Raw genomic sequence first — 18,973 nt, forward strand, 5'->3', positions numbered from 1 at the left:
GATGTGTATAAGAGACAGCGGCCGACCGTTCGGGTGCCCGCATCGCGCTGGTGCTCGGCGACCGGGACATCGAGTCTCAGACGGTCGGGGTGAAGGATTTGACGACGGGGGACCAGGTCCCGGTGGCCGCGGAAGATGTTGTGGCCGAAGTGACCTCGTTACTCAATCGCTAATCAACTTGGCGCATAGCGCATTTCGGTCGCGCTAGTGTGGTTGGTTGGCCAAAAAGCAGCGCACCTGGGTGGCGGCGTCGTCCGGCTTGACTCCCATCTCCACCAGTCGCTGAACGATCTGCGCGGACGGCACCCCGCCGTCGAAATCCACCGCTATCACGTGGACGCTGGGGAACCAGTTCTCCGCGCTCACCCCGGGCGGCGGGGGCTTCGCGTCGCCCCCCAGGCATTGAACGTAGCCGTTGACGCCGGTATCGGCGTGAGCCGGCGCTGTCGCCGCCAGCGGCCCACCGATGGCCATCCCGACGGCCGCAGCGACATAGATGAAGCGCATGGGTGGGAATATACCGCGATCCGGCTCCCGAATCCGGGGAGCGGTCGAAGCGGCGATTAGCTTTTCTTGCTCGGAATGATGATCACGACGATCAGCGTGAGGATCGAGAAAAACAGCCCGAGAATTCCCCAGCCCAGCGGGTTGCGGCCCTTCATCATCGCGATTAACGCGCAGACAATTGCGGCGATCACGCTGCCGATGGCGACGAAGATGCCCTTGATGCCGCGCAGGATAAAGCCCGCCGCGACGGGGTCCGAACTCGCCAATATCACCGAATGCAACATGTCAGCGTCCTTTCGTGAGGGGCCCTGAGGTGATACCCGCCCGAATGCGCGACAAAACCGCGCAACAATATCGGTGCACGCGCGAATAGCGGATCTACCAGCGTCATCGCGCCGTCCGCCGGCTTAGCCGGCCGGATAACCGCGCCGAACCGTGCGATCCAGAATGCCCAAGGTCGCCCGCAATGCGCCCTCGGAGAGAATCGGGAAAATTCCGGCTTCCCGCCAGTGCGGGTCGATGTTCGACCAGTCGTAGAACGAGGTGACCACGGTGGCCGAGTTGTCCTCGGTCGGCTCGAGCCGATAGCCGTAGACATGACCGATCGGCGGGCGAATCTGGCCCAGCACCGTCCATGCGATCAGGCGATCCCGCTCGAATTCCCTGATGTCGACCGTGACGTCGTACCTGCCTAATTGCGGAAAGTCGTTCAACGCCTCGCGGTCCATGTGCACGACGAAGCGGTCACCGACACCACTCACCGGATTGCCCTCGGCGTCCTGCAGCATCCCGGACGAGTCGATGGCCACGTGGCCCTGCGGGTCGCACAGCACGGCGAAGATCTCGGGCGCGGACGCGGCAATGGTGCGCTGAACCTCGATGCGTTCGGTCATGAGCCCTCCGTTGTGCCCTGGCACAGGTTTCGTGATTGTAAATCTGGGCTGCTGTTCATTGTGCAGTCCATACCGAACGATCACGCTTCTTGCTGTGAACGCCCCTCTGATCAGGCCATCGTTTTGATCCACGGCCTGTGGATGACACCCCCGGCATGGGAGGACTGGATCGCGCGTTACCGCGCTCGCGGTTTCGGCCCTTAGCCCCGTGCCCGGGGAACTCGACTGACTCCTTTGACAACTTCGAACGAAAGCAACGGCCACCCATGACCACAGTGCGCGACGCCATCCTCGACCTGTTCCGCTCGCACAATCTGACCACCTGGTTCGGCAATCCGGGCTCGTCGGAATTGGCGCTGCTGCAAGACTTTCCCGACGACTTCCGCTACTTCCTGGGCCTGCAGGAGATGATCCCGGTCGGGATGGCCGACGCCTACGCGCAGGTCACCCGCCGCCCCGCCGTGGTCAACCTGCACACCGCCCCGGGCATGGGCAACGCGCAAGGCCAGATTTACAACGCCTACGTCAACAAGACGCCGCTGATCATCACCGCGGGCAACCAACGCCGCAATATGCAAAATCAGTACTGCCTGCTGACCAATCACGAACCCACCACGACACCAAAGCCATTCGTGAAATGGGCTGCCGAGCCGGCCATCGCTAGTGAGTCCCCGGCCGTGCTGGCTCGGGCCATCCACCTGGCCACCACCCCGCCGATGGGCCCGGTGTTCGTCTCGCTGCCGATGGACGACATGCCGATCGAGCTGACCGACGGCCAGCTCGCTGATATCGCGGTCGTGCGCGATCGCACCGTGACCCACGCGACGGGTTTCCCGACCGAGCTGGCTGAGCAGGTCGGTGCACAACTCGACGCCGCCTCGTCGCCGGTGATCATCGTCGGCGGCGATATCGACCGCTACGACGCCTACGACGCGGTGATCGAGCTGGCCGAGCGCACCGAATCACCGGTGTTCACAGCACCATTGACCGGTTGGAGCGGGTTTCCGGAGAATCACCGGCTCTATCACGGCGCGCTGCCCCCGGGAGCGGGCTGGATCTCCGGACTTCTCGCGGGCCACGACCTGATCCTTACGATCGGGACGCCGGTCTTCCGCTATTACCCTTTGGTGCCCGGCCCGTACCTGCCCGAGGGTGCGCGCTTGATCCAGATCACCAACGATCCCGACGAGGCCGCCCGTGCCCCCGTCGGCGACGCGATCGTCGCCGACATTCGTACCGCGGTCCGAGCCTTGGCGGCGGCGGTGAAACCCACCCAGCGCTCCGCGCCCACGCCGCGCGCCGCAGTCCCCGAAAGGGTCTCGGAGCAGGTGCCGCTCAAGCCCGCAGATCTCTGGACCGCGGTCGCTCACGCCGCACCTGCGGACACACTATGGGTCAGCGAGGCCGGCAGCAACGAGATCACCATGACCGAAAGCATCCGTCCGGGCAATCCGCGTTCACACCTGTCGGCTGCCGGTGGGGGACTCGGCTGGGGGCTGCCAGCATCGGTCGGCGCGCAAATCGCGGCTCCCGACCGTCCGGTGGTGTCCTGCATGGGTGACGGCTCCATCCACTACGCGATCACCGCGCTGTGGAGCGCGGCACGCTACAACATCCCCCTCACTGTCGTGGTGGCGTCCAACGCCGAATACGGCGTGGTCAAAGAGTTCGGTGTCTGGGAGAAGACCCCCAATGTTCCCGGACTCGACATCCCCGGCCTCGACATCGTGGGAACCGCGGCCAGCTACGGCGTCGGCGCCCACGAAGCACACAGCTCTGACGAGGTGTACGAGCTGGTCAAAGCCGGCATCGCCGACCGCGAGCGTCCCACCCTGATCAACGCCCGCACGACACCCGTGCCCGGGGGATTCGGCAGCTAGGAGATGTCTGGTGGATGACACGATCGTTTCGGCGTTTGCCGAGGCACTTCACGGCGGCGATACGGTGGCCAGTGAGGGCACACTGGCCGAAAAGCCAAAACTATTGGGGTTTCGGCCGACAACCCGGACTGGTCTCATGGCCGCGAAGTCGCGACGACGTCCCCGGCGGCAGCCTTGCGGCCGGCATATTGGATTTGGTTGCGGCCGCCGCGATTTCACGGTGGCGCGGTCGGCCAGCGGCGGTTTCACCCTCGGTTTGGCCGCGGCATGCGATCATTACCGGCGATGAGCGCTGTATCGCAATAGGAGGATCAATGCTCCGCAACGCCCCGACGAGAACGGCCGTGGCCGCGGCGCTCATCGGACTGGCCGCGGCGGGTGCGCCCGTCCCGGCCGGCGCGACCCCCGGCCCGGTGGGCCGGCCCGCCCCGCTGGACGATCCCGATCCGGGCCTCCCCACCAACCCGTATGACCCCCGATGTGCGGGGATGCCCGAGTGGGAGCAGTGTCGGGGCGGCCCGTACGCACCGCCCGCCCCGATCGAGGTGCCGCCCCCGCCGCCCCCGCCGCCGCCGATCGTGGTGCCCGGCCACATCTGACGCGCGGGGCCCTTGACATCCAATCGAACTATTGTTCGAATAGGTCATGCGCTGGGCGGACCAGGCTGTCGCCGTCAACGGGGAGCCCGTCGAGGACGGAGCGTTGCCGGGGTTGCAGCGGATCGGCCTGGTCCGCAGCGTGCGCGCGCCACAGTTCGACGGCATCACCTTTCACGAGGTGCTGTGCAAGTCCGCGCTCAACAGGGTGCCGGATGCTTCGGCGCTGCCCTTCCGCTACACCGTCAACGGCTACCGCGGCTGCTCGCACGCGTGCCGCTATTGCTTCGCCCGGCCCACCCACGAATACCTGGATTTCAACTGCGGCAACGACTTTGACAGCCAGGTAATCGTCAAGACCAACGTCGTCGAGGTATTGCGCCGCGAGCTGCGCCGGCCGTCGTGGCGGCGCGAAACCGTCGCGCTGGGCACCAACACCGACCCATACCAGCGCGCCGAGGGCCGCTACGCGCTGATGCCGGGCATCATCGGCGCCCTGGCCGAATCCGGCACCCCGCTGTCGATCCTCACCAAGGGCACGCTGCTGCGCCGCGACCTGCCGTTGATCGCCGATGCGGCGCAACACGTTCCGCTATCGGTCGCCGTGTCGCTGGCGGTCGGTGACGCGGACCCGCATCGCGACGTCGAACCCGGCACGCCCACGCCCCAGGCGCGGTTGGGCCTGATCGCCGCCGTCCGCGAGGCCGGGCTGGACTGCCACGTGATGGTGGCGCCGGTGCTGCCGTACCTGACCGACTCGAAAGAGCACCTCGATCGGCTGCTCGGCCAGATCGCGGCGGCCGGTGCCACCGGTGTCACGGTCTTCGGCCTGCACCTGCGCGGTTCGACCCGCGGCTGGTTCATGTCGTGGCTGGGCCGTTCGCATCCCGAGCTGGTGTCGAGCTACCGCGAGCTGTACCGGCGCGGGGCGTACCTGCCGGCCGGCTACCGCGAATTGCTGCGGGGGCGGGCCGCGCCGCTGATCGCGAAATACGGGCTGGGCGGCGGTGAGCGCTCGTTCCGGCAACCCGCACCGGCGCCCGTGGAGCCGGAACCCGTTCAGGCGACGCTGTTTTGAGCTATCCGCGCGGCTTGGTCAGCGTGAACTGGTCCACCACGGTCACCGCGCCGAACGGTCCGCTCACCGCGTAGTGCGTCGCCTTGATCGAGGTGTTGCCGCCCGGATGGCCGGGGTCCACGTCGAACGCCACGAAGCCGTAGGGGTTGTCCCGATCCCGGACGGCGGACCACGGCGCGTCCTCCACGACGTAGGTCGGCGCCTTGTGCCCGAGCCCGGGATCGAAAGCGCCGACGGCGGTCAACACGCGGCAGCGCGGCTCGGGAAACAGCAAGCCGTTCGTGGGCATGGACGTGCCACCGCCGCCGATCACGACGTGCACCGTCCCCTTGGTGGAGTCGATGACGTCGTCGCGGGTGTCCACCGGCATCGGCGTGCGGGTGTCGGTCTGCAGCGTGCCGCGCACCGGGTGCGAACGCTCGTAGTGGTGTTCGTGCCCGCACAGCACCAGGTCGACCCGGTACTGATCGAACAGGGGGAGCCATTCCTCGCGGATGCCCAGGTCGGCGCCGTTGGCGGGCGCGTCGGCGGTGGAGATCGCCGTCTGGTGCATGCACACGACCACCCAGTCGATGTTCCGATCGCGTCGCGCGGCGGCGAGTTCGGCTGCCAGCCAACGCCTTTGCTCTCCTCCTGAGTAGCCGTGCACGTAGAAATTGCCGGCGTCCTGAAACGCCACGTCGTCGTTGTTCAGGCTGATCACCCGCACCGAACCGGCGGTGAACGAGTACCACAGCCCGCGGGTCTCGGGGCTCGATCCCGAGTCCGGCACCGCGAAGTAGGTCTGATAGGCGCCGTAGCCGATTGGCCCGTTGCCCCATTCGTTCTCGTGATTGCCCGCCGCCGGCATCCACGGCCGGTAGCGCGCCGATCGGGTGTTGTTGTCGAACCAGGCCGACCAGGTGCGGATCCGGTCTTGCGCGAGGTTGGCATAGCACAGGTCGCCGTTGACCAGATTGAACAACGGTGCCATGCGCTCGATCGCCAGGGTGGTGTCGGCGGCGGCCGGTGACCCGATGTTGTCGGTGCCGTACCGGCCGTCGGGCAATCTCGCCAGCGTCGGCGTGGACTGATCGCCGAAGCTGGTGAAGCGGAACGGCTTTCGGCCCAGCGGGGCGGTTCGGATGGTGCCCATCTGCGGCTCGGCGCCGTCGTGGACCGCGGCGTACACGTAGTCGGTGTCCGGGGTCAGGTTCGTCAGGCGCGCGTGGTTCACCCGGACTTCGGTGTTCGACCTGGCGTCGCGGTAGGTGCGGGTTTCGGCCGCCACGGTGCGCCCGAGGCCCGACGTCGGCGTGCCGAGCAGCACGCGCGGGTTGCCGACGGCGCCGACGGTGTGCCAGGACACCACCGCCTCGGTGCCGGCATTGCGGCCGAATTGCAAGTGCAGCCCGCTCACCGGCGGCGCGCCGGCGCGGCCGGGCTGATACCAGAGGCCGGGCGCGGTTGGGTGGGACCACAGCAGGGCGGCCCCGCCGCCCAGGCCCGCGCCGAGGGCCGCCGAGACCGCGCCGGTCGCCAACAACCGCCGGCGGCTGACGCCGGCGGCGGGCTGTTCGGAGTCGTCGGCCACCCCTGCTTCATACCGGAGCGGCGTGAACGCCGCCGCTAGTGGCGGTGCGACTCGAGCAGCGCGGCCTGGCCGGTGGAGGGGCGGCGGCCCGCCAGCCACTCTCGGGTGGCCGCGTGCGAACGCTCGATAAGCGTTGCGCCGTGCGAGAAGTCGGCCCCGGAGATGGCGACGGGGCACAGCGGCCGGATGACTCGCAGGTCCACCGTCGGCTCGAACCGCTCGATATCGCCGGCCAGGCGATGGTTCAGGGCGAGGGTCATGGCGTGCAACGCCATGTTGACCGCCGTCTTCGGCGATTCGGGCAGGGCGCACGAGTAGCCGGTCGGCAGCACCCAGACCCGGTCGGCGCCCAGCGCGACGGCGTGCGACACCGGCGTGTTGTTCACGACACCGCCGTCCATCATGTCGCGCCCGCCGACCCGCACCGGCGGGAAGACGCCGGGAATGGCGGCGCTGGCCGCGATCGCGTCGACCGCGTTACCCGACGACAGCAGGACATCGTCGCCCGAGATCACGTCGGTGGCCACCACGTGCAGCGGGATCGGCGCGTCCTCGAGCCGGGCGAACTCCAACTTCTCGGCCAGCAGCCGGCGCAACCCGACGTTGGGCACCAGGTGCGAGCGCCGGCCCAGCATGCCCATCGCGCCCGCGATCGGGTGGGTCGGGAAGATGTCTTTTCGCGTCAGCGACCTCCACAGGTCGGCCAGCCCGAGAATCCCCTGCCGGTCGGGCCGTGAGGCGATCCACCCGCCGTTCACCGCGCCCACCGACGTCCCGACGATCAGGTCGGGCCGTTCCCCCTCGTCGGCCAGGGCGAGCAGCATCCCGACGTGGATCGCGCCGAGGCTGGCCCCGCCGGACAACACGAAGGCCGTGGGCACAGATGCATAGTAGAGACCTTTTCGCACGCATAGCCTTCTCACGCATAGCCCCGTAACGAATTGGGTAGCGTTTTCGATATGACGAACGTGCGAATAGTGACGACCGGGGTCGCGGTGGCGACGTTTGCGGCGGCCGCGGCGGTGGCCGTCACGCCCGCGACCTCCTCTGCGGATCCCGCCGGCCACCAGGTCACCTACACCATCACCGCCACCGGCAACCTCACCGGAAACGTCCGCTACATGAACACCGATCCGCCCAGCCAGGCGGCCTTCGACGCCAACTCGTCGCAGTTTCTGAACAGCGTGCAGACGGCGTTCGCCGCGGGCCAGCCGCTGGTGTACAACACAACCCTGGCCGACCCGAATCATTGGGCGTTCGTGAACGCGAGCGGCGGGTGTCACTGGCCGGACTGCGACTCGTCGAACACGCCGCAGATCCAGTGCCAGATCGCCGTCGACGGCCAGGTCGTGGTGACGCAGAGCGCCACCACCGGGGTCACCTGCTCGACGCGGCCCTGGTAGAGGCCGCACGGTTCATCGATGCACCCGTAGCGCGAGGAAGTACTCGTGCCGCCGGGCGCGGTCGACGGTGTAACCCACCGCCTTCGTCACGCCGTCGTGGTCGGACTCCAGCCAGCGCTCGGTGTGCTGGCGTTCGAATTCGGTCCACGACGGCACGGTGAACCTCTCGAGGACCGTGTCGGGCTGCTCCAGGCTGTGATAGAGCCCCCAGCTGTGGCCCCCGGTCCGCAGCCGCGAGCGCCGCACCGCGCTCATCGCCCCGACGAACTCCTCGAGGGTGTCGGTCGCGACGCGATAGCGCACGGTCACCAGCACGGGCCCGTCGTTGGGGCACGGCTCGAACACGACCATGGGCATCGGCCAGGCCCGCGAGATGTCGCGGCTCAGCTTCCCGGTCTCCGGCCGCAACCCGAACGGGACGACGCTGAGCGCGGCGACGCCCAGCAACACCGCCGCCAGGGTCAGCGCCACGCCGAGCCCCTCGCGCGTGGCGATCACGCCCCAGAGATACGAGCCGATCGCCTGGGATCCCGTGAAGACCAGCAGATACATCGCCAGCCCGCGGGCCCGCACCCAGCGCGGCAGGTGTAGCTGCGCCGCGGCGTTCAACGTCGTCAGCGTGATCAGCCAGGTCATCCCCGACAACACCAGGAACGGCGCGGCCGCGGCGAACGGCAGGAAAACGACCGCGAGCGTCGCGCCGCCGTACCCGGCCGCGCACGCCGCCAGGAGCGTGTTGGGCGGCAGCTTCTGGCGCAACGACGCGGGAACCGCGACGGCGAGCACCGCGCCAACACCGATGGCGCCCAGCGCCACGCCGTAGCCGCCGGCCCCCAGGTGCCAGGCGTCGGCGGCCGTCACCGGCAGCAGCGCCAGCAGGGCGGAGGCGGGGAAGACGAAAACGGCTGCGCGCAGCAGGATTCGGCGGAAGATCGGGCCGTTGATCACGTAGCCCAATCCGGTCAGGATCGCCTGGCCCAGATGCTCCCGTTCGATGGGTGCGATCTGCTGGGGCCGCCGCCATCCCATCAAGGCGATGATGATGCCGACGAACGAGATCGCGTTGATCGCGAAGACCGCCGCCGGTCCCGTCACCGCCAGGACGATGCCGCCGATCGCGGGTCCGACCACGCGGGCGACGTTGACCGAGACGCTGGCCAACGTCGCGGCGGCGGTGATCTGCTCGCGCGGGACGACCTCGGGCTGGATCGCCTGCCAGGCCGGGGCCGTGATCGCGGAGGCGACGCCGATGGCCAGGGTGAACAGCAGCAGCGCCGTCGGGGTGAGCCGGCCGAAGTAGGTCAGCCCCGCCAGCGCCAGCGCCACCAGCACGGCGTAGGTCTGCAAAACGATCAGCAACCGCCGCTGATCGAACACGTCGGCCAGCGCGCCCGCGAACAACGCCAACACGAGCGTCGGCCCGAGGCTGGCGGTCTGGACCAGCGCCACGACGGTGGCGCTGCTGTGGCCTTCGACCAAGACCCATTGCGCCGCCACGCTTTGCATCCAGGTGCCGACGTTGGACACGAACTGCGCGACGAACAGGGCGCGGAAAACCGGATTCCGCAACGGCGTCCAGACCGATACGTCCCCGCTGTCGGTGCGCTCCTGCGTCATGTCCGACATACGAGCCTTTCGCGTCGTGCGGCGGGGTAGAAGTCTAGGGCACCCGCCCGGCGCACGCATGACGGAGCGCCGTCAGGCGGCGAAGTGATGGAAAAGCCCTGCGGCTAGCCCAAACTGGGTGCGGCGAAGGTGTCGCACTGCTTGGGGTCGCCGGTCTGGTAGCCGACGGTGAACCAATGCTGCCGCTGCTCCGACGAGCCGTGCGTCCAGGACTCGGGATTGACCCGGCCGGTCGACTCCTTCTGGATGCGGTCGTCGCCCACCGATGACGCGGCCGACAGGGCGTCGGAGATGTCCTGGTCGCTCAGGGGCTGTAGGTAGGGCACGCCAGTGCTCTCCTGCTTGACGGTGGAGGCGTAGTGCGCCCAGATCCCGGCGTAGCAGTCCGCCTGCAACTCCGTGCGCACGCCGTTGCCGCCGGCGCCCTTCGCCCCCTGCTGGGCACGGCCCAGGACGCCCTGCAATTGCTGCACGTGGTGCCCGTATTCGTGGGCGACCACGTACTCCTGCGCGAAAGGCCCACCGCTGGAACCGAATTTGTCGACCAGCTCCTGGAAGAAGTCGGTGTCGAAGTACGCGGTCTGGTCCACCGGGCAGTAGAACGGCCCGACCGCGGTGGTGGCCGGTCCGCAGCCGGTGTCGACGGAACCGGTGAACAGCCGCACATGCGGCCGGGTGTAGCCCTGCATCAGCTGTTTCCACACCGCGTCCACGGAGTTGCCGGTGGCCACGACCCGGCACTGCACGTACTTGTTGGCGTCGGCCCCGGTCTTGCACTGGCTCAGGTCGAAGCCGGGCGCCGAGTAGCCGCCGGTGTTCTGCTGGGTGTTGAGCACGCGGCCCGGATCGACGCCCAACAACAGCGCCCCGACCAGGATGAGCAGGCCGAGGCCGCCGCCCCCGAGGGCCATCCCCATGCCGCCGCCGGACGAGGAAGCGGTGCTGGTGTCGATCTGCATTCCCTCGTTGAAGGACATGGAGCGCTCCTAACCTTGCTGGGTCGCGGGGTAGCGGGCGTCGGTGTAGCTGCGCAGGTTGCGCAGGAATCGGCGGAGCCCCAGGTTCAGCAGCGGCCCCACCACGAACATCGCCAGGCGCGCCGGGCCTGCGGGCTTCTGCGCCATGATCCACGTCAACCGGCAGCCCCCCGGGACGGCCTCGACCCGATAGTCCTCCGCGAACGCGGCCACCGACCGGGTCGAGCATTCGTTGAACCGAAAAGCCATGCGCGTGAACGGCTCCCAGGCGATGTACTCCTCATCACCGACAATGCCGCCGCGCATCTCGACGACGCGGGTGGTGCCCACCCCGCGCGGCTCGGGGCTGGTCCAGGTCACCTTGGTGATCACGCTCGCCCAGCGCGGCCAGGACTCCGCGTCGGCGAGCACCTCGAACAGCTGCTCGGGCGTGATGGCGAGGTCGACGCTGTTGCGGTACACGAAGGGCGCGCTGTCGACGAAGCCCAGGTCGACGCGCTCGCAGGGATGCATGGAATCAATCTAACCGGGGCCGTCGCTCGCCGCGGCCAGCAGCGGCACCACGACGTCGCTGATCGGCGTCGCCAGGTTGTGCGCCCGGCCCTTGCGGATGATCAGCCCGTTGCGGATGTCCCATTCCATCGCGCGGCGGTTCTCCCGGTCGGTCAGGATCGAGGTGCTCATGTCCTCGGGAACGTGCCGGAACATCTCGGCCAGCTCGTCGACGATGCCGTCGGGCAGCCGGGCGCCCTCGGCCCGCGCGACGGCCAGGCATTCGGCGACGTAGCGCCGCGACAGTTCGGCGACGTCGTCGCGGCGGAACATCCCGGACCGCCGGCCGGACAGCGCCATGAACCCGGCCAGCGCGTTCGTCAGCAGCTTGCGCCAGGCCGCGGTGATGAAGTCGGGGTCGCAGTCCACCCGGCACCCGGCGCCGCGCAGCAGCTCGGCGACCTTTTGGGCGGACGGCCCACTCGGCAGCACCAGGGCGGCCTCGGTGCGCAGCCGCACCCATCCCTCGGGCTGGGTTTCGGCGGAGTACCAGACGATGCCCGGGACCACGGGCGACGACGGGCAGCGCGGTTGCACCTGCTCGACCTGCTCGACCCCGTTCTGCAGCACGGTGACGATCGTGTGCTCGTCACAGAGCCGGGCCAGCCACCCGGCCGCCGCGTCGTTCTGGGTGGCCTTGACCGCGAGCACCACGACGTCGACCGGGCCGGTAACCGAGCCGGGGTCGGTGTGCACGGGGCCGGGCACCACGATCGGATCCGCCCCGTCGGGCCGCAATTCGATGCCCTCCCGCGGGGTGTGCCCGCAGACCACCACCCGGTGTCCGGCCTTGTGCAGCAGCGCGGCGACCGTCGTGCCGACGGCGCCGGGGCCGACCAGTGCGATCCTGGCTGGGGGGTTGGTGGCAATAGGACCGAAACTACCTGCTCTAGACTGGTCACTCGTCCAAAGCCTGCTGAAAGGGAGTGTTTGTGCTGCGCAGCCACGCCGCCGGTTCGCTGAGAAGCAGCGACGCCGGGCAGCAGGTGACGTTAGCGGGCTGGGTGGCTCGCCGCCGCGACCACGGCGGCGTCATCTTCATCGACCTGCGGGACGCCTCGGGCATCGCCCAGGTGGTGTTCCGCGCCGAAGACGTGCTGGCCCAGGCGCACCGGCTGCGCGCCGAGTTCTGCGTCGCGGTGACCGGCGTCGTCGAGATCCGCCCGGAGGGCAACGCCAACCCCGAGATCGCCACCGGCGAGATCGAGGTCAACGCCGCGTCGCTGACCGTGCTCGGCGAGAGCGCGCCGCTGCCGTTCCAGCTCGACGAGCCCGCCGGCGAGGAGCTGCGGCTGAAGTACCGCTACCTGGACCTGCGCCGCGACGGCCCCGCCGCGGCAATTCGCTTGCGCTCCAACGTGAATGCCGCCGCCCGCGCGGTCTTGGCGGCCCACGACTTCGTCGAGATCGAGACACCGACGATCACCCGCTCGACGCCGGAGGGCGCGCGCGACTTTTTGGTGCCGGCCCGGCTGCACCCCGGCTCGTTCTACGCCCTGCCGCAAAGCCCGCAGTTGTTCAAGCAGCTGCTGATGGTGGCCGGCATGGAGCGCTACTACCAGATCGCCCGCTGCTACCGCGACGAGGATTTCCGCGCCGACCGCCAGCCCGAGTTCACCCAGCTCGACATGGAGATGAGCTTCGTCGACGCCGAGGACATCATCGCGATCTCCGAGGAGATTCTGTCCGCGCTGTGGGCGCTGATCGGCTACCGGATCCCGACGCCCATCCCGCGGATCAGCTACGCGGACGCGATGCGCCGCTTCGGCTCCGACAAGCCGGACATGCGGTTCGGGCTGGAGCTCGTCGAGTGCACGGAGTTCTTCAAAGACACCACGTTTCGGGTGTTCCAGGCGCCCTACGTCGGTGCGGTGGTCATGCCGGGGGGCGCCTCGCAACCGCGGCGCACGCTGGACGGCTGGCAGGAGTGGGCCAAACAGCGCGGGCACCGCGGGCTGGCCTACGTGCTGATCGGGGACGAGTCTTCCGGAGGCACGCTGGGCGGCCCGGTGGCCAAGAACCTGAGCGACGCCGAACGGGACGGCCTGGCCGCGCACGTCGGGGCCAAGCCGGGGGACTGCGTCTTCTTCTCGGCCGGACCGCCGAAGTCCTCGCGCGCGCTGCTGGGGGCCGCCCGGAACGAGATCGCCGACCGGCTCGGCCTCATCGATCCCGAGGCGTGGGCGTTCGTCTGGGTCGTCGACCCGCCGCTGTTCGAGCCCGCCGACGAGGCGACCGCCGCCGGTGACGTGGCCGTCGGCTCCGGGGCGTGGACCGCGGTGCATCACGCGTTCACCTCGCCGAAGCCCGAGTACGAAGGCGTGGTCGACACCGATCCCGGCAACGTGCTGGCCGACGCCTACGACATCGTCTGCAACGGCAACGAGATCGGCGGCGGCTCGATCCGTATCCACCGCCGCGACATCCAGGAGCGGGTGTTCGCCGTGATGGGCCTGGACCACGCCGAGGCCGAGGAGAAGTTCGGATTCCTGTTGGAGGCGTTCACCTTTGGCGCGCCGCCACACGGCGGGATCGCCTTTGGCTGGGACCGGATCAACGCGCTGCTGTCCCGGGTGGACTCGATCCGCGACGTGATCGCCTTCCCGAAGACCGGCGGCGGCGTCGACCCGCTCACCGACGCGCCTGCGCCGATCACCGCGCAGCAACGCAAGGAGTCCGGAATAGACGCCAAACCCGAGAAGGTTGACCAGGCATGACCGATGCGCCGGCGACGATGCAGAGCGCAGCGATGAGGAGGAGCGGCGCCAATGACTGAAATCCCGGACACCCAGACCATCAACGCGTTCAACCAGGCCATCATCGACGAGTTCCACGCCAACGGCGGCAAGGTCGGTGGCCAGTTCGAGGGCGCCAACCTGCTGTTGCTCACCACCACCGGCGCCAAGTCGGGCGCACAGCGGGTGTCACCGCTGGCGTACTTCGACATCGACGGCAAGCTGATCATCATCGGCTCCTTCGCCGGCGCCCCCGTCAGCCCGGCGTGGGTGCACAACCTGCGGGCCAACCCGGCGGCGCGCGTCGAGATCGGGACCGACGAATTCGCGGTCACCGCACGCGAATTGCCGTCCGACGAGCGCGACGCGCTCTTCGACAAGATCACCGCGGCCGCGCCCGGCTTCGCCGAATACCAGTCCAAGACCAGCCGGGTCATTCCGTTGTTCGAGTTGCAGCGCACCTAGGTTCGTGACCACCTCGCGGCCATCGGTTGTTCTCGCCGCCGCGCGTGCGGGCAACAAGCGGCTGCGGCAGGTGTGGTTCAACCTGGTGCAGACCGCGGTGGCCGCCGGGCTGTCCTGGTACATCGCGCACGACGTCCTGGCGCACCCGCAGCCGTTCTTCGCGCCGATCGCCGCAGCCGTGTCGTTGTCGACCAGTAACGTGCTGCGCGCGCAACGCGCCATCCAGATGATGGTCGGCGTAACCCTGGGGATCGGCCTGGGCAGCCTGGTACAGGCCGCGCTCGGCCCCGGCGCCGTGTCGATCGGCGTCGCCGCGTTCGTCGCACTCTGGGCCGCGGTGTTCATCGGCCACGGCCTCATCGGGCAGGGGATGATGTTCGCCAACCAGACCGCCGTCTCGGCGATCCTGGTGCTGGCGCTCTTCCACCTCGGCCTGGGCTGGGAACGCATCTTCGACGCGTTGCTCGGAGGCGGCGTGGCCATCGTCTTCGCGGTTCTGCTCTTCCCGGCCGATCCGTTGCAGGTGCTGCGCAACGCGCGCGTCGGGGTGCTCGGAGTCTTGCACGGGGTACTGACCCGCACCGCGGACGTCGCCGCGGGTCGCCGCGTGCCGGCACACGACTGGCCGCTTGCGATGGCCGACCGCGTGCACCAGCAGCTGGGCGCGCTCATCGAGGCCCGAACCACCGCCCGCCAGGTGGTGCGCGTCGCGCCGCGGCGCTGGCGGGCGCGCGGCGCCGTGCGCGCCGCCGATGAGCAGGCGATCCACGTAGTCGAACTCGCTGGCTCGGTGCTGCAGCTGGCCCGCGTCGTCGTCCCGGTTGTAGAGGGCCACTGCGACGGATCACCCCGCCCGGTGACCGCCGTCCTGGTCCAGCTCTCGGCGGCGACGGCACTGGCCGACTCGGACCCCGCTGGGGCGGCGGCCTACACCGCCGCGGCGCGCCGCGAAGCGTCGGCGATGCAGGCCGGCGCGCACGATCGGGCGGAGGTGGTGGTGGCCGACGTCGTCAGCGCCTGCGTCGACGACCTGCAGCGGGTGATCGACCTCCGGGAGGTGTGAGGAGCTTCAGCGGGAGTCGGCCAGAAACTCCTGGACCAACTTCCGCGGGGCCTGGGTCAGCCAGGCCTCGGTGATCAGCTCCTCGAGGTCGCGGACCGAGATCGCCGACAGATTGACCAGCACCGCCGGATAGCCGTCGAAATGCGGGGTGGTGAAATACACGGCCGGCTCGTCGGCGATCAACCCGAACTTGACGCCCTCGTCGGACACCCGCACGCCCAGGATGTCGCCGTCGGGCGGTTCCGACCCGCCGTGCGCCAGCGCCTCGCGCTCGGACGGGCGCAGCGGCCGCTCCCAGGCCAGCAACTTCTTGCCGACCCGCCAGTCATGCGGTGACGGCTCCGAGGTGAGTGCCAGCTCATTCACGATGCGGGCGACGTCGTACCACGTGGCCACAATTCGATTGTGCTCCCGGTTTGGCACGAGTGCCGCTGTATTGGCAAACGGTTTCGCGGCGCGAACGGCGCGCAACCGCCCGGGGTGTGATGTGATCAGGCTTGTGCCTGAAGCTGACGCCGGGGTCGCGCGCCGCCATCGCGTCACCCACCGCACCGAGTACCGGTACTCCGACGTCGTGACCAGCTCCTACGGGCGTGGCTTCCTCACCCCGCGCGACTCGGCACGGCAGCGCTGCATCGCCCACCAGCTGACCATTGACCCCGCGCCCGCCGACGTCTCCACCAGCGTCGACGTGTACGGCAACATCAGCTCGTATTTCCACGTCACCGAGCCGCACCACACCCTGATCGTCACCAGCGACTCCATCGTCGACGCGTATCCGCCCGCGCCGGGGCGCTACACCAGCGGCCCGGCGGTTCAGCCGTGGGAGGCCTCCCGGCCGACGGGGGGCAAGGGGGCGCTGGCCGTCGAGTTCACCTTGGACCTGATTCCGCCCGAGATCACCGACGAGATCCGCGAATACGCGGCGCCCAGTTTCGCGCCGGGGCGCCCGCTGGTCGACGTGCTGCGCGACCTCACGTCGCGAATTTTCACCGACTTCACCTACCGCTCGGGGTCCACCACGATTTCCACCGGGGTAAAAGAGGTTCTGGCGGCCCGGGAGGGGGTATGTCAGGACTTTGCACGGCTGGCAATCGCCTGCCTGCGCGCCAACGGTCTTGCAGCCAGCTACGTGTCCGGCTACCTGGCCACCGACCCGCCACCGGGGAAGGATCGAATGATCGGTATTGACGCCACCCACGCCTGGGCGGCGGTGTGGACACCGCAGGAGCCCGGCCAGTACGAATGGCTCGGGCTCGACCCCACCAATGACCAGCTGGTCGACGAGCGCTACATCATCGTCGGACGCGGCCGGGACTACGCCGACGTGCCGCCGCTGCGGGGCATCATCTACACCGATTCCGAACACAGCGTGATCGACGTCGCGGTCGACGTGGTGCCCTTCGAGGGAGATGTGCTTCATGCGTGACTTCAACTGCCCGAACTGCGGCCAGCGCCTGACGTTCGAGAACTCCACCTGCCTGAATTGCGGCAGCGCGCTGGGGTTTTCGCTCGAGCAGATGGCACTGCTGGTGATCGCCGAGGAGAACGCCAGCGAGCACGCCGGTTTCGTGGATGCCGCCGAGTACCAGCTGTGCGCCAATCTGCAACTGGCCGAATGCAATTGGCTGGTTCCCGTCAACAACCCGCGGCTGCTGTGCACGTCCTGCGCGCTGACCACCGTGCGGCCCAACGACGCCGACACCGCCGGCCTGGCCGAGTTCGCCCGCGCCGAGGCGGCCAAGCGGCGGCTGATCGCCGAGCTGCACGAGCTCAAGCTGCCGATCATCGGGCGCGACGAGGATCCCGAGCAGGGATTGGCCTTCCACCTGCTGTCCAGCGCGAAGGAGAAGGTGTTCACCGGCCATGACAACGGCGTGATCACCCTGGACCTCGCCGAGGGCGACGATGTGCACCGCGAGCAGCTGCGGGTCGAGATGGAGGAGCCGTACCGCACCCTGCTCGGGCACTTCCGGCACGAGATCGGCCACTATTACTTCTACCGGCTGATCGCCCCGTCCAGCGACTACCTGGCGCGCTTCAACGAGTTGTTCGGCGATCCCGACGCGGACTATCAGGAGGCGCTCGACCGCCATTACAGCGAGGGCGCACCCGAGGGCTGGCAGGAGAACTTCGTGTCCTCCTACGCCACCATGCACGCCGCCGAGGACTGGGCCGAGACGTTCGCCCACTACCTGCACATCCGCGACACCCTGGACACCTCGGCGTGGTGCGGCTTCGCGTCCGCGTCGGCGACGTTCGACCGGCCGGCGTTGGGGCCCAGTGCTTTTCAGACGATCATCGACATGTGGCTGCCGCTGTCGTGGTCGTTGAACATGGTGAACCGGTCGATGGGCCACGATGACCTGTACCCGTTCGTGTTGCCGGTCGCGGTGCTGGAGAAGATGAAGTTCATCTACACCGTGATCGACGAGATGACCTCCGACGCGCGCGGGCCCGCAGCCATCGCGGGTTAGGCTGGGCGATGTGCTTTTCCATCACCGCCGATCTGGTGGTGGGGACCGCCCTCGTGCCGGTCGCGGTGGCGAGCCTGCGCGAGGTGAAGCACTGGCGTGAGGTGCCTTTCGCCTCGCTGCCGGCGGTGTTCTCGGTCCACCAGTTTCTCGAGGCGGCGGTGTGGCCGAATCGCTTTGTCTCCGCCGGAATGGCCGACTTCGCGATGCACGCCTACGTGTTCATCGCGCTGCCCGTGCTTCCTTTACTGCTCCCGCTGGCGATCCTGATGCTCGAGCCGCGCGGCGCGCGGCTACGGGTGGCTCCCTTCGCGTTGCTCGGTGCGGTGGTGTCGGCCTACCTCGCATTCGTCGTCCTCGCGAAACCGGTCGGGGTGACGAGGTGCCCGCACGTGCTGGAATACCAGACCGCCTCCCGCGACAGTTATCTGTGGGCGGTGCTCTACATCCTCGCCGTCATCGGGCCGGCCCTGATGTCGGGCTATCGCTCCATTGTGGTGTTCGGTTTGGCAAACCTGGTGGGGCTGGTCCTGGTCGCGGTGCTCTACCTGCAGGCGTTCGCGTCGCTATGGTGCATCTACGCCGCCGTGATGTCGGTCCTGGTGCTGGTGCACATGGTGCGCCGGCGCCGAATGCCCGATCCGCACCGATACCGGGGTGTGGGCCCGGACCGGGCGGTTCCCGTTCGCTCTTGAAATCCCTTGTGTCACTTTAGCTTCAAACGTCACAAGTCGGCCATTTTTGTCGGTGGGGGTTTTTAGAGTTTGAGGCATGGACGCCAGTCGTGAGGAGGTCGTCGAGGTTTTCGACGCGCTCGACGGCGACGTGGACCGCCTGTGCACGTTGTCTTTTGACGTGCTCACCACCCCCGAACGGTTGCGCGCCTTGGAGTGCCTCGAGCGCGCGTACCGCAGGCTGCGTACCCCCCAGCACGCGTTGATCAACCAACTCGATGCGCAGGCCAGTCCCGAAGAGTTGGGTGGCTCGTTGCGCTCGGGTCTGGCCGACCGGTTGCGCATCACCAAGGCCGACGCCGCCCGGCGCATCGAGGAAGCCCGCGACCTCGGGCAGCGCCGGGCGCTGACCGGCGAACCGTTGCCGCCGAAATTGAGCGCGACCGCGGCCGGCCAACGCGCGGGACTGATCGGCGA

At 68.6% G+C, this 18,973-nt stretch carries 22 protein-coding genes and 1 pseudogene; 13 read left to right on the forward strand and 10 right to left on the reverse strand.

Annotation, left to right across the window (positions count from 1 at the left end; all coding sequences use genetic code 11):
• Positions 1-17: 17 nt before the first annotated feature.
• Positions 18-173 (forward strand): annotated as a pseudogene (locus WU80_RS25565) (His/Gly/Thr/Pro-type tRNA ligase C-terminal domain-containing protein); the annotation flags it as partial.
• 31 nt (positions 174-204) lie between these two features.
• On the opposite strand, the gene WU80_RS19555 reads toward WU80_RS25565, so the two are convergent.
• The 3 genes from WU80_RS19555 to WU80_RS19565 all read right to left on the reverse strand — a co-directional run bounded on the left by WU80_RS19555 (position 205) and on the right by WU80_RS19565 (position 1,400).
• The gene (locus tag WU80_RS19555; protein ID WP_055400914.1) at positions 205-507 is read right to left on the reverse strand and encodes a hypothetical protein; all 303 of its coding nucleotides are present in this window, start codon (positions 505-507) and stop codon (positions 205-207) included.
• Between the two features lie 56 nt (positions 508-563).
• On the reverse strand, positions 564-791 hold the full coding sequence (locus WU80_RS19560; RefSeq protein ID WP_055400916.1) for a hypothetical protein: 228 nt from the start codon (positions 789-791) through the stop codon (positions 564-566).
• Positions 792-914: 123 nt separating this feature from the next.
• Positions 915-1,400: a polyketide cyclase gene (locus tag WU80_RS19565; protein ID WP_055400918.1), complete on the reverse strand. Its 486-nt coding sequence runs from the start codon at positions 1,398-1,400 to the stop codon at positions 915-917.
• A 266-nt stretch (positions 1,401-1,666) separates the two neighbouring features.
• Here WU80_RS19565 and mdlC point away from each other — a divergent pair, with 266 nt between their 5' ends.
• Genes mdlC through WU80_RS19580 form a run of 4 tightly spaced genes read left to right on the forward strand, consistent with a single transcriptional unit; the run spans position 1,667 to position 4,954 of the window.
• A complete protein-coding gene (mdlC, locus tag WU80_RS19570; protein WP_055400920.1) occupies positions 1,667-3,280 on the forward strand; it encodes a benzoylformate decarboxylase in 1,614 nt (537 codons plus the stop codon).
• A gap of 10 nt (positions 3,281-3,290) precedes the next feature.
• Positions 3,291-3,569, forward strand: a complete 279-nt coding sequence (locus tag WU80_RS25955; protein ID WP_156349453.1) for a hypothetical protein — start codon at positions 3,291-3,293, stop codon at positions 3,567-3,569.
• 25 nt (positions 3,570-3,594) lie between these two features.
• The gene (locus WU80_RS19575; RefSeq protein ID WP_156349454.1) at positions 3,595-3,879 is read left to right on the forward strand and encodes a hypothetical protein; all 285 of its coding nucleotides are present in this window, start codon (positions 3,595-3,597) and stop codon (positions 3,877-3,879) included.
• 46 nt (positions 3,880-3,925) lie between these two features.
• Positions 3,926-4,954, forward strand: a complete 1,029-nt coding sequence (locus WU80_RS19580) for an Rv2578c family radical SAM protein (protein ID WP_055400924.1) — start codon at positions 3,926-3,928, stop codon at positions 4,952-4,954.
• A 1-nt stretch (position 4,955) separates the two neighbouring features.
• Here the strand turns inward: WU80_RS19580 and WU80_RS19585 are convergent, their stop codons facing one another.
• Together WU80_RS19585 and WU80_RS19590 are read right to left on the reverse strand one after the other, a co-directional pair.
• A complete protein-coding gene (locus WU80_RS19585; RefSeq protein WP_055400926.1) occupies positions 4,956-6,527 on the reverse strand; it encodes a metallophosphoesterase family protein in 1,572 nt (523 codons plus the stop codon).
• Between the two features lie 35 nt (positions 6,528-6,562).
• The gene (locus WU80_RS19590) at positions 6,563-7,408 is read right to left on the reverse strand and encodes a patatin-like phospholipase family protein (protein ID WP_055400928.1); all 846 of its coding nucleotides are present in this window, start codon (positions 7,406-7,408) and stop codon (positions 6,563-6,565) included.
• Between the two features lie 78 nt (positions 7,409-7,486).
• Here WU80_RS19590 and WU80_RS19595 point away from each other — a divergent pair, with 78 nt between their 5' ends.
• Entirely contained in the window at positions 7,487-7,930 is a 444-nt protein-coding gene (locus tag WU80_RS19595) for a hypothetical protein (protein ID WP_055400930.1), read from the forward strand.
• Positions 7,931-7,942: 12 nt separating this feature from the next.
• Here the strand turns inward: WU80_RS19595 and WU80_RS19600 are convergent, their stop codons facing one another.
• The 4 genes from WU80_RS19600 to WU80_RS19615 all read right to left on the reverse strand — a co-directional run bounded on the left by WU80_RS19600 (position 7,943) and on the right by WU80_RS19615 (position 11,925).
• The gene (locus WU80_RS19600; RefSeq protein ID WP_055400948.1) at positions 7,943-9,547 is read right to left on the reverse strand and encodes an MFS transporter; all 1,605 of its coding nucleotides are present in this window, start codon (positions 9,545-9,547) and stop codon (positions 7,943-7,945) included.
• A gap of 113 nt (positions 9,548-9,660) precedes the next feature.
• A complete protein-coding gene (locus WU80_RS19605) occupies positions 9,661-10,533 on the reverse strand; it encodes a neutral zinc metallopeptidase (protein WP_055400932.1) in 873 nt (290 codons plus the stop codon).
• Positions 10,534-10,542: 9 nt separating this feature from the next.
• Positions 10,543-11,046, reverse strand: a complete 504-nt coding sequence (locus tag WU80_RS19610) for an SRPBCC family protein (RefSeq protein ID WP_055400934.1) — start codon at positions 11,044-11,046, stop codon at positions 10,543-10,545.
• Between the two features lie 9 nt (positions 11,047-11,055).
• Entirely contained in the window at positions 11,056-11,925 is an 870-nt protein-coding gene (locus WU80_RS19615) for an oxidoreductase (protein ID WP_082459758.1), read from the reverse strand.
• Between the two features lie 86 nt (positions 11,926-12,011).
• On the opposite strand from WU80_RS19615, the gene aspS reads away from it, so the two are divergent.
• Genes aspS through WU80_RS19630 form a run of 3 tightly spaced genes read left to right on the forward strand, consistent with a single transcriptional unit; the run spans position 12,012 to position 15,348 of the window.
• Positions 12,012-13,802, forward strand: a complete 1,791-nt coding sequence (aspS, locus tag WU80_RS19620) for an aspartate--tRNA ligase (protein ID WP_156349455.1) — start codon at positions 12,012-12,014, stop codon at positions 13,800-13,802.
• 51 nt (positions 13,803-13,853) lie between these two features.
• Entirely contained in the window at positions 13,854-14,285 is a 432-nt protein-coding gene (locus tag WU80_RS19625) for a nitroreductase family deazaflavin-dependent oxidoreductase (protein ID WP_055400936.1), read from the forward strand.
• Between the two features lie 4 nt (positions 14,286-14,289).
• Complete coding sequence (locus WU80_RS19630; protein ID WP_055400938.1) at positions 14,290-15,348, forward strand: aromatic acid exporter family protein; 1,059 nt, start codon at positions 14,290-14,292, stop codon at positions 15,346-15,348.
• Between the two features lie 6 nt (positions 15,349-15,354).
• Here the strand turns inward: WU80_RS19630 and WU80_RS19635 are convergent, their stop codons facing one another.
• Positions 15,355-15,744, reverse strand: coding sequence for an MmcQ/YjbR family DNA-binding protein (locus WU80_RS19635; RefSeq protein ID WP_055400940.1), 390 nt, complete (start codon positions 15,742-15,744; stop codon positions 15,355-15,357).
• 91 nt (positions 15,745-15,835) lie between these two features.
• Here WU80_RS19635 and WU80_RS19640 point away from each other — a divergent pair, with 91 nt between their 5' ends.
• From WU80_RS19640 to WU80_RS19655, 4 genes are all read left to right on the forward strand, one after another.
• Positions 15,836-16,777 (forward strand): transglutaminase family protein, encoded by a 942-nt coding sequence (locus WU80_RS19640; protein ID WP_231633863.1) that lies wholly within the window; start codon positions 15,836-15,838, stop codon positions 16,775-16,777.
• Positions 16,770-17,825, forward strand: coding sequence for a putative zinc-binding metallopeptidase (locus tag WU80_RS19645; protein ID WP_055400956.1), 1,056 nt, complete (start codon positions 16,770-16,772; stop codon positions 17,823-17,825). The genes WU80_RS19640 and WU80_RS19645 overlap by 8 nt, the downstream gene beginning before the upstream one ends.
• A gap of 8 nt (positions 17,826-17,833) precedes the next feature.
• Complete coding sequence (locus tag WU80_RS19650) at positions 17,834-18,517, forward strand: DUF6629 family protein (RefSeq protein ID WP_055400942.1); 684 nt, start codon at positions 17,834-17,836, stop codon at positions 18,515-18,517.
• Positions 18,518-18,593: 76 nt separating this feature from the next.
• On the forward strand, positions 18,594-18,973 hold a 380-nt coding region (locus WU80_RS19655; RefSeq protein WP_156349457.1), incomplete at its 3' end, for a DUF222 domain-containing protein.

The sequence above is a fragment of the Mycobacterium sp. UM_11 genome (assembly GCF_001414075.1).
Classification (GTDB): Bacteria; Actinomycetota; Actinomycetes; order Mycobacteriales; family Mycobacteriaceae; genus Mycobacterium.

What these genes read in the sequence shown, in the direction of transcription:
- WU80_RS19645 (WP_055400956.1), top strand. Translation starts at nt 16,770, where the DNA reads ATGCGTGACTTCAACTGCCCGAACTGCGGCCAGCGCCTGACGTTCGAG.
- WU80_RS19565 (WP_055400918.1), bottom strand. Translation starts at nt 1,400, where the DNA reads ATGACCGAACGCATCGAGGTTCAGCGCACCATTGCCGCGTCCGCGCCC.
- WU80_RS19580 (WP_055400924.1), top strand. Translation starts at nt 3,926, where the DNA reads ATGCGCTGGGCGGACCAGGCTGTCGCCGTCAACGGGGAGCCCGTCGAG.
- WU80_RS19600 (WP_055400948.1), bottom strand. Translation starts at nt 9,547, where the DNA reads ATGACGCAGGAGCGCACCGACAGCGGGGACGTATCGGTCTGGACGCCG.
- WU80_RS19560 (WP_055400916.1), bottom strand. Translation starts at nt 791, where the DNA reads ATGTTGCATTCGGTGATATTGGCGAGTTCGGACCCCGTCGCGGCGGGC.
- WU80_RS19595 (WP_055400930.1), top strand. Translation starts at nt 7,487, where the DNA reads ATGACGAACGTGCGAATAGTGACGACCGGGGTCGCGGTGGCGACGTTT.
- WU80_RS19575 (WP_156349454.1), top strand. Translation starts at nt 3,595, where the DNA reads ATGCTCCGCAACGCCCCGACGAGAACGGCCGTGGCCGCGGCGCTCATC.
- mdlC (WP_055400920.1), top strand. Translation starts at nt 1,667, where the DNA reads ATGACCACAGTGCGCGACGCCATCCTCGACCTGTTCCGCTCGCACAAT.
- WU80_RS19555 (WP_055400914.1), bottom strand. Translation starts at nt 507, where the DNA reads ATGCGCTTCATCTATGTCGCTGCGGCCGTCGGGATGGCCATCGGTGGG.
- WU80_RS19610 (WP_055400934.1), bottom strand. Translation starts at nt 11,046, where the DNA reads ATGCATCCCTGCGAGCGCGTCGACCTGGGCTTCGTCGACAGCGCGCCC.
- WU80_RS19650 (WP_055400942.1), top strand. Translation starts at nt 17,834, where the DNA reads ATGTGCTTTTCCATCACCGCCGATCTGGTGGTGGGGACCGCCCTCGTG.
- WU80_RS19625 (WP_055400936.1), top strand. Translation starts at nt 13,854, where the DNA reads ATGACTGAAATCCCGGACACCCAGACCATCAACGCGTTCAACCAGGCC.
- WU80_RS19605 (WP_055400932.1), bottom strand. Translation starts at nt 10,533, where the DNA reads ATGTCCTTCAACGAGGGAATGCAGATCGACACCAGCACCGCTTCCTCG.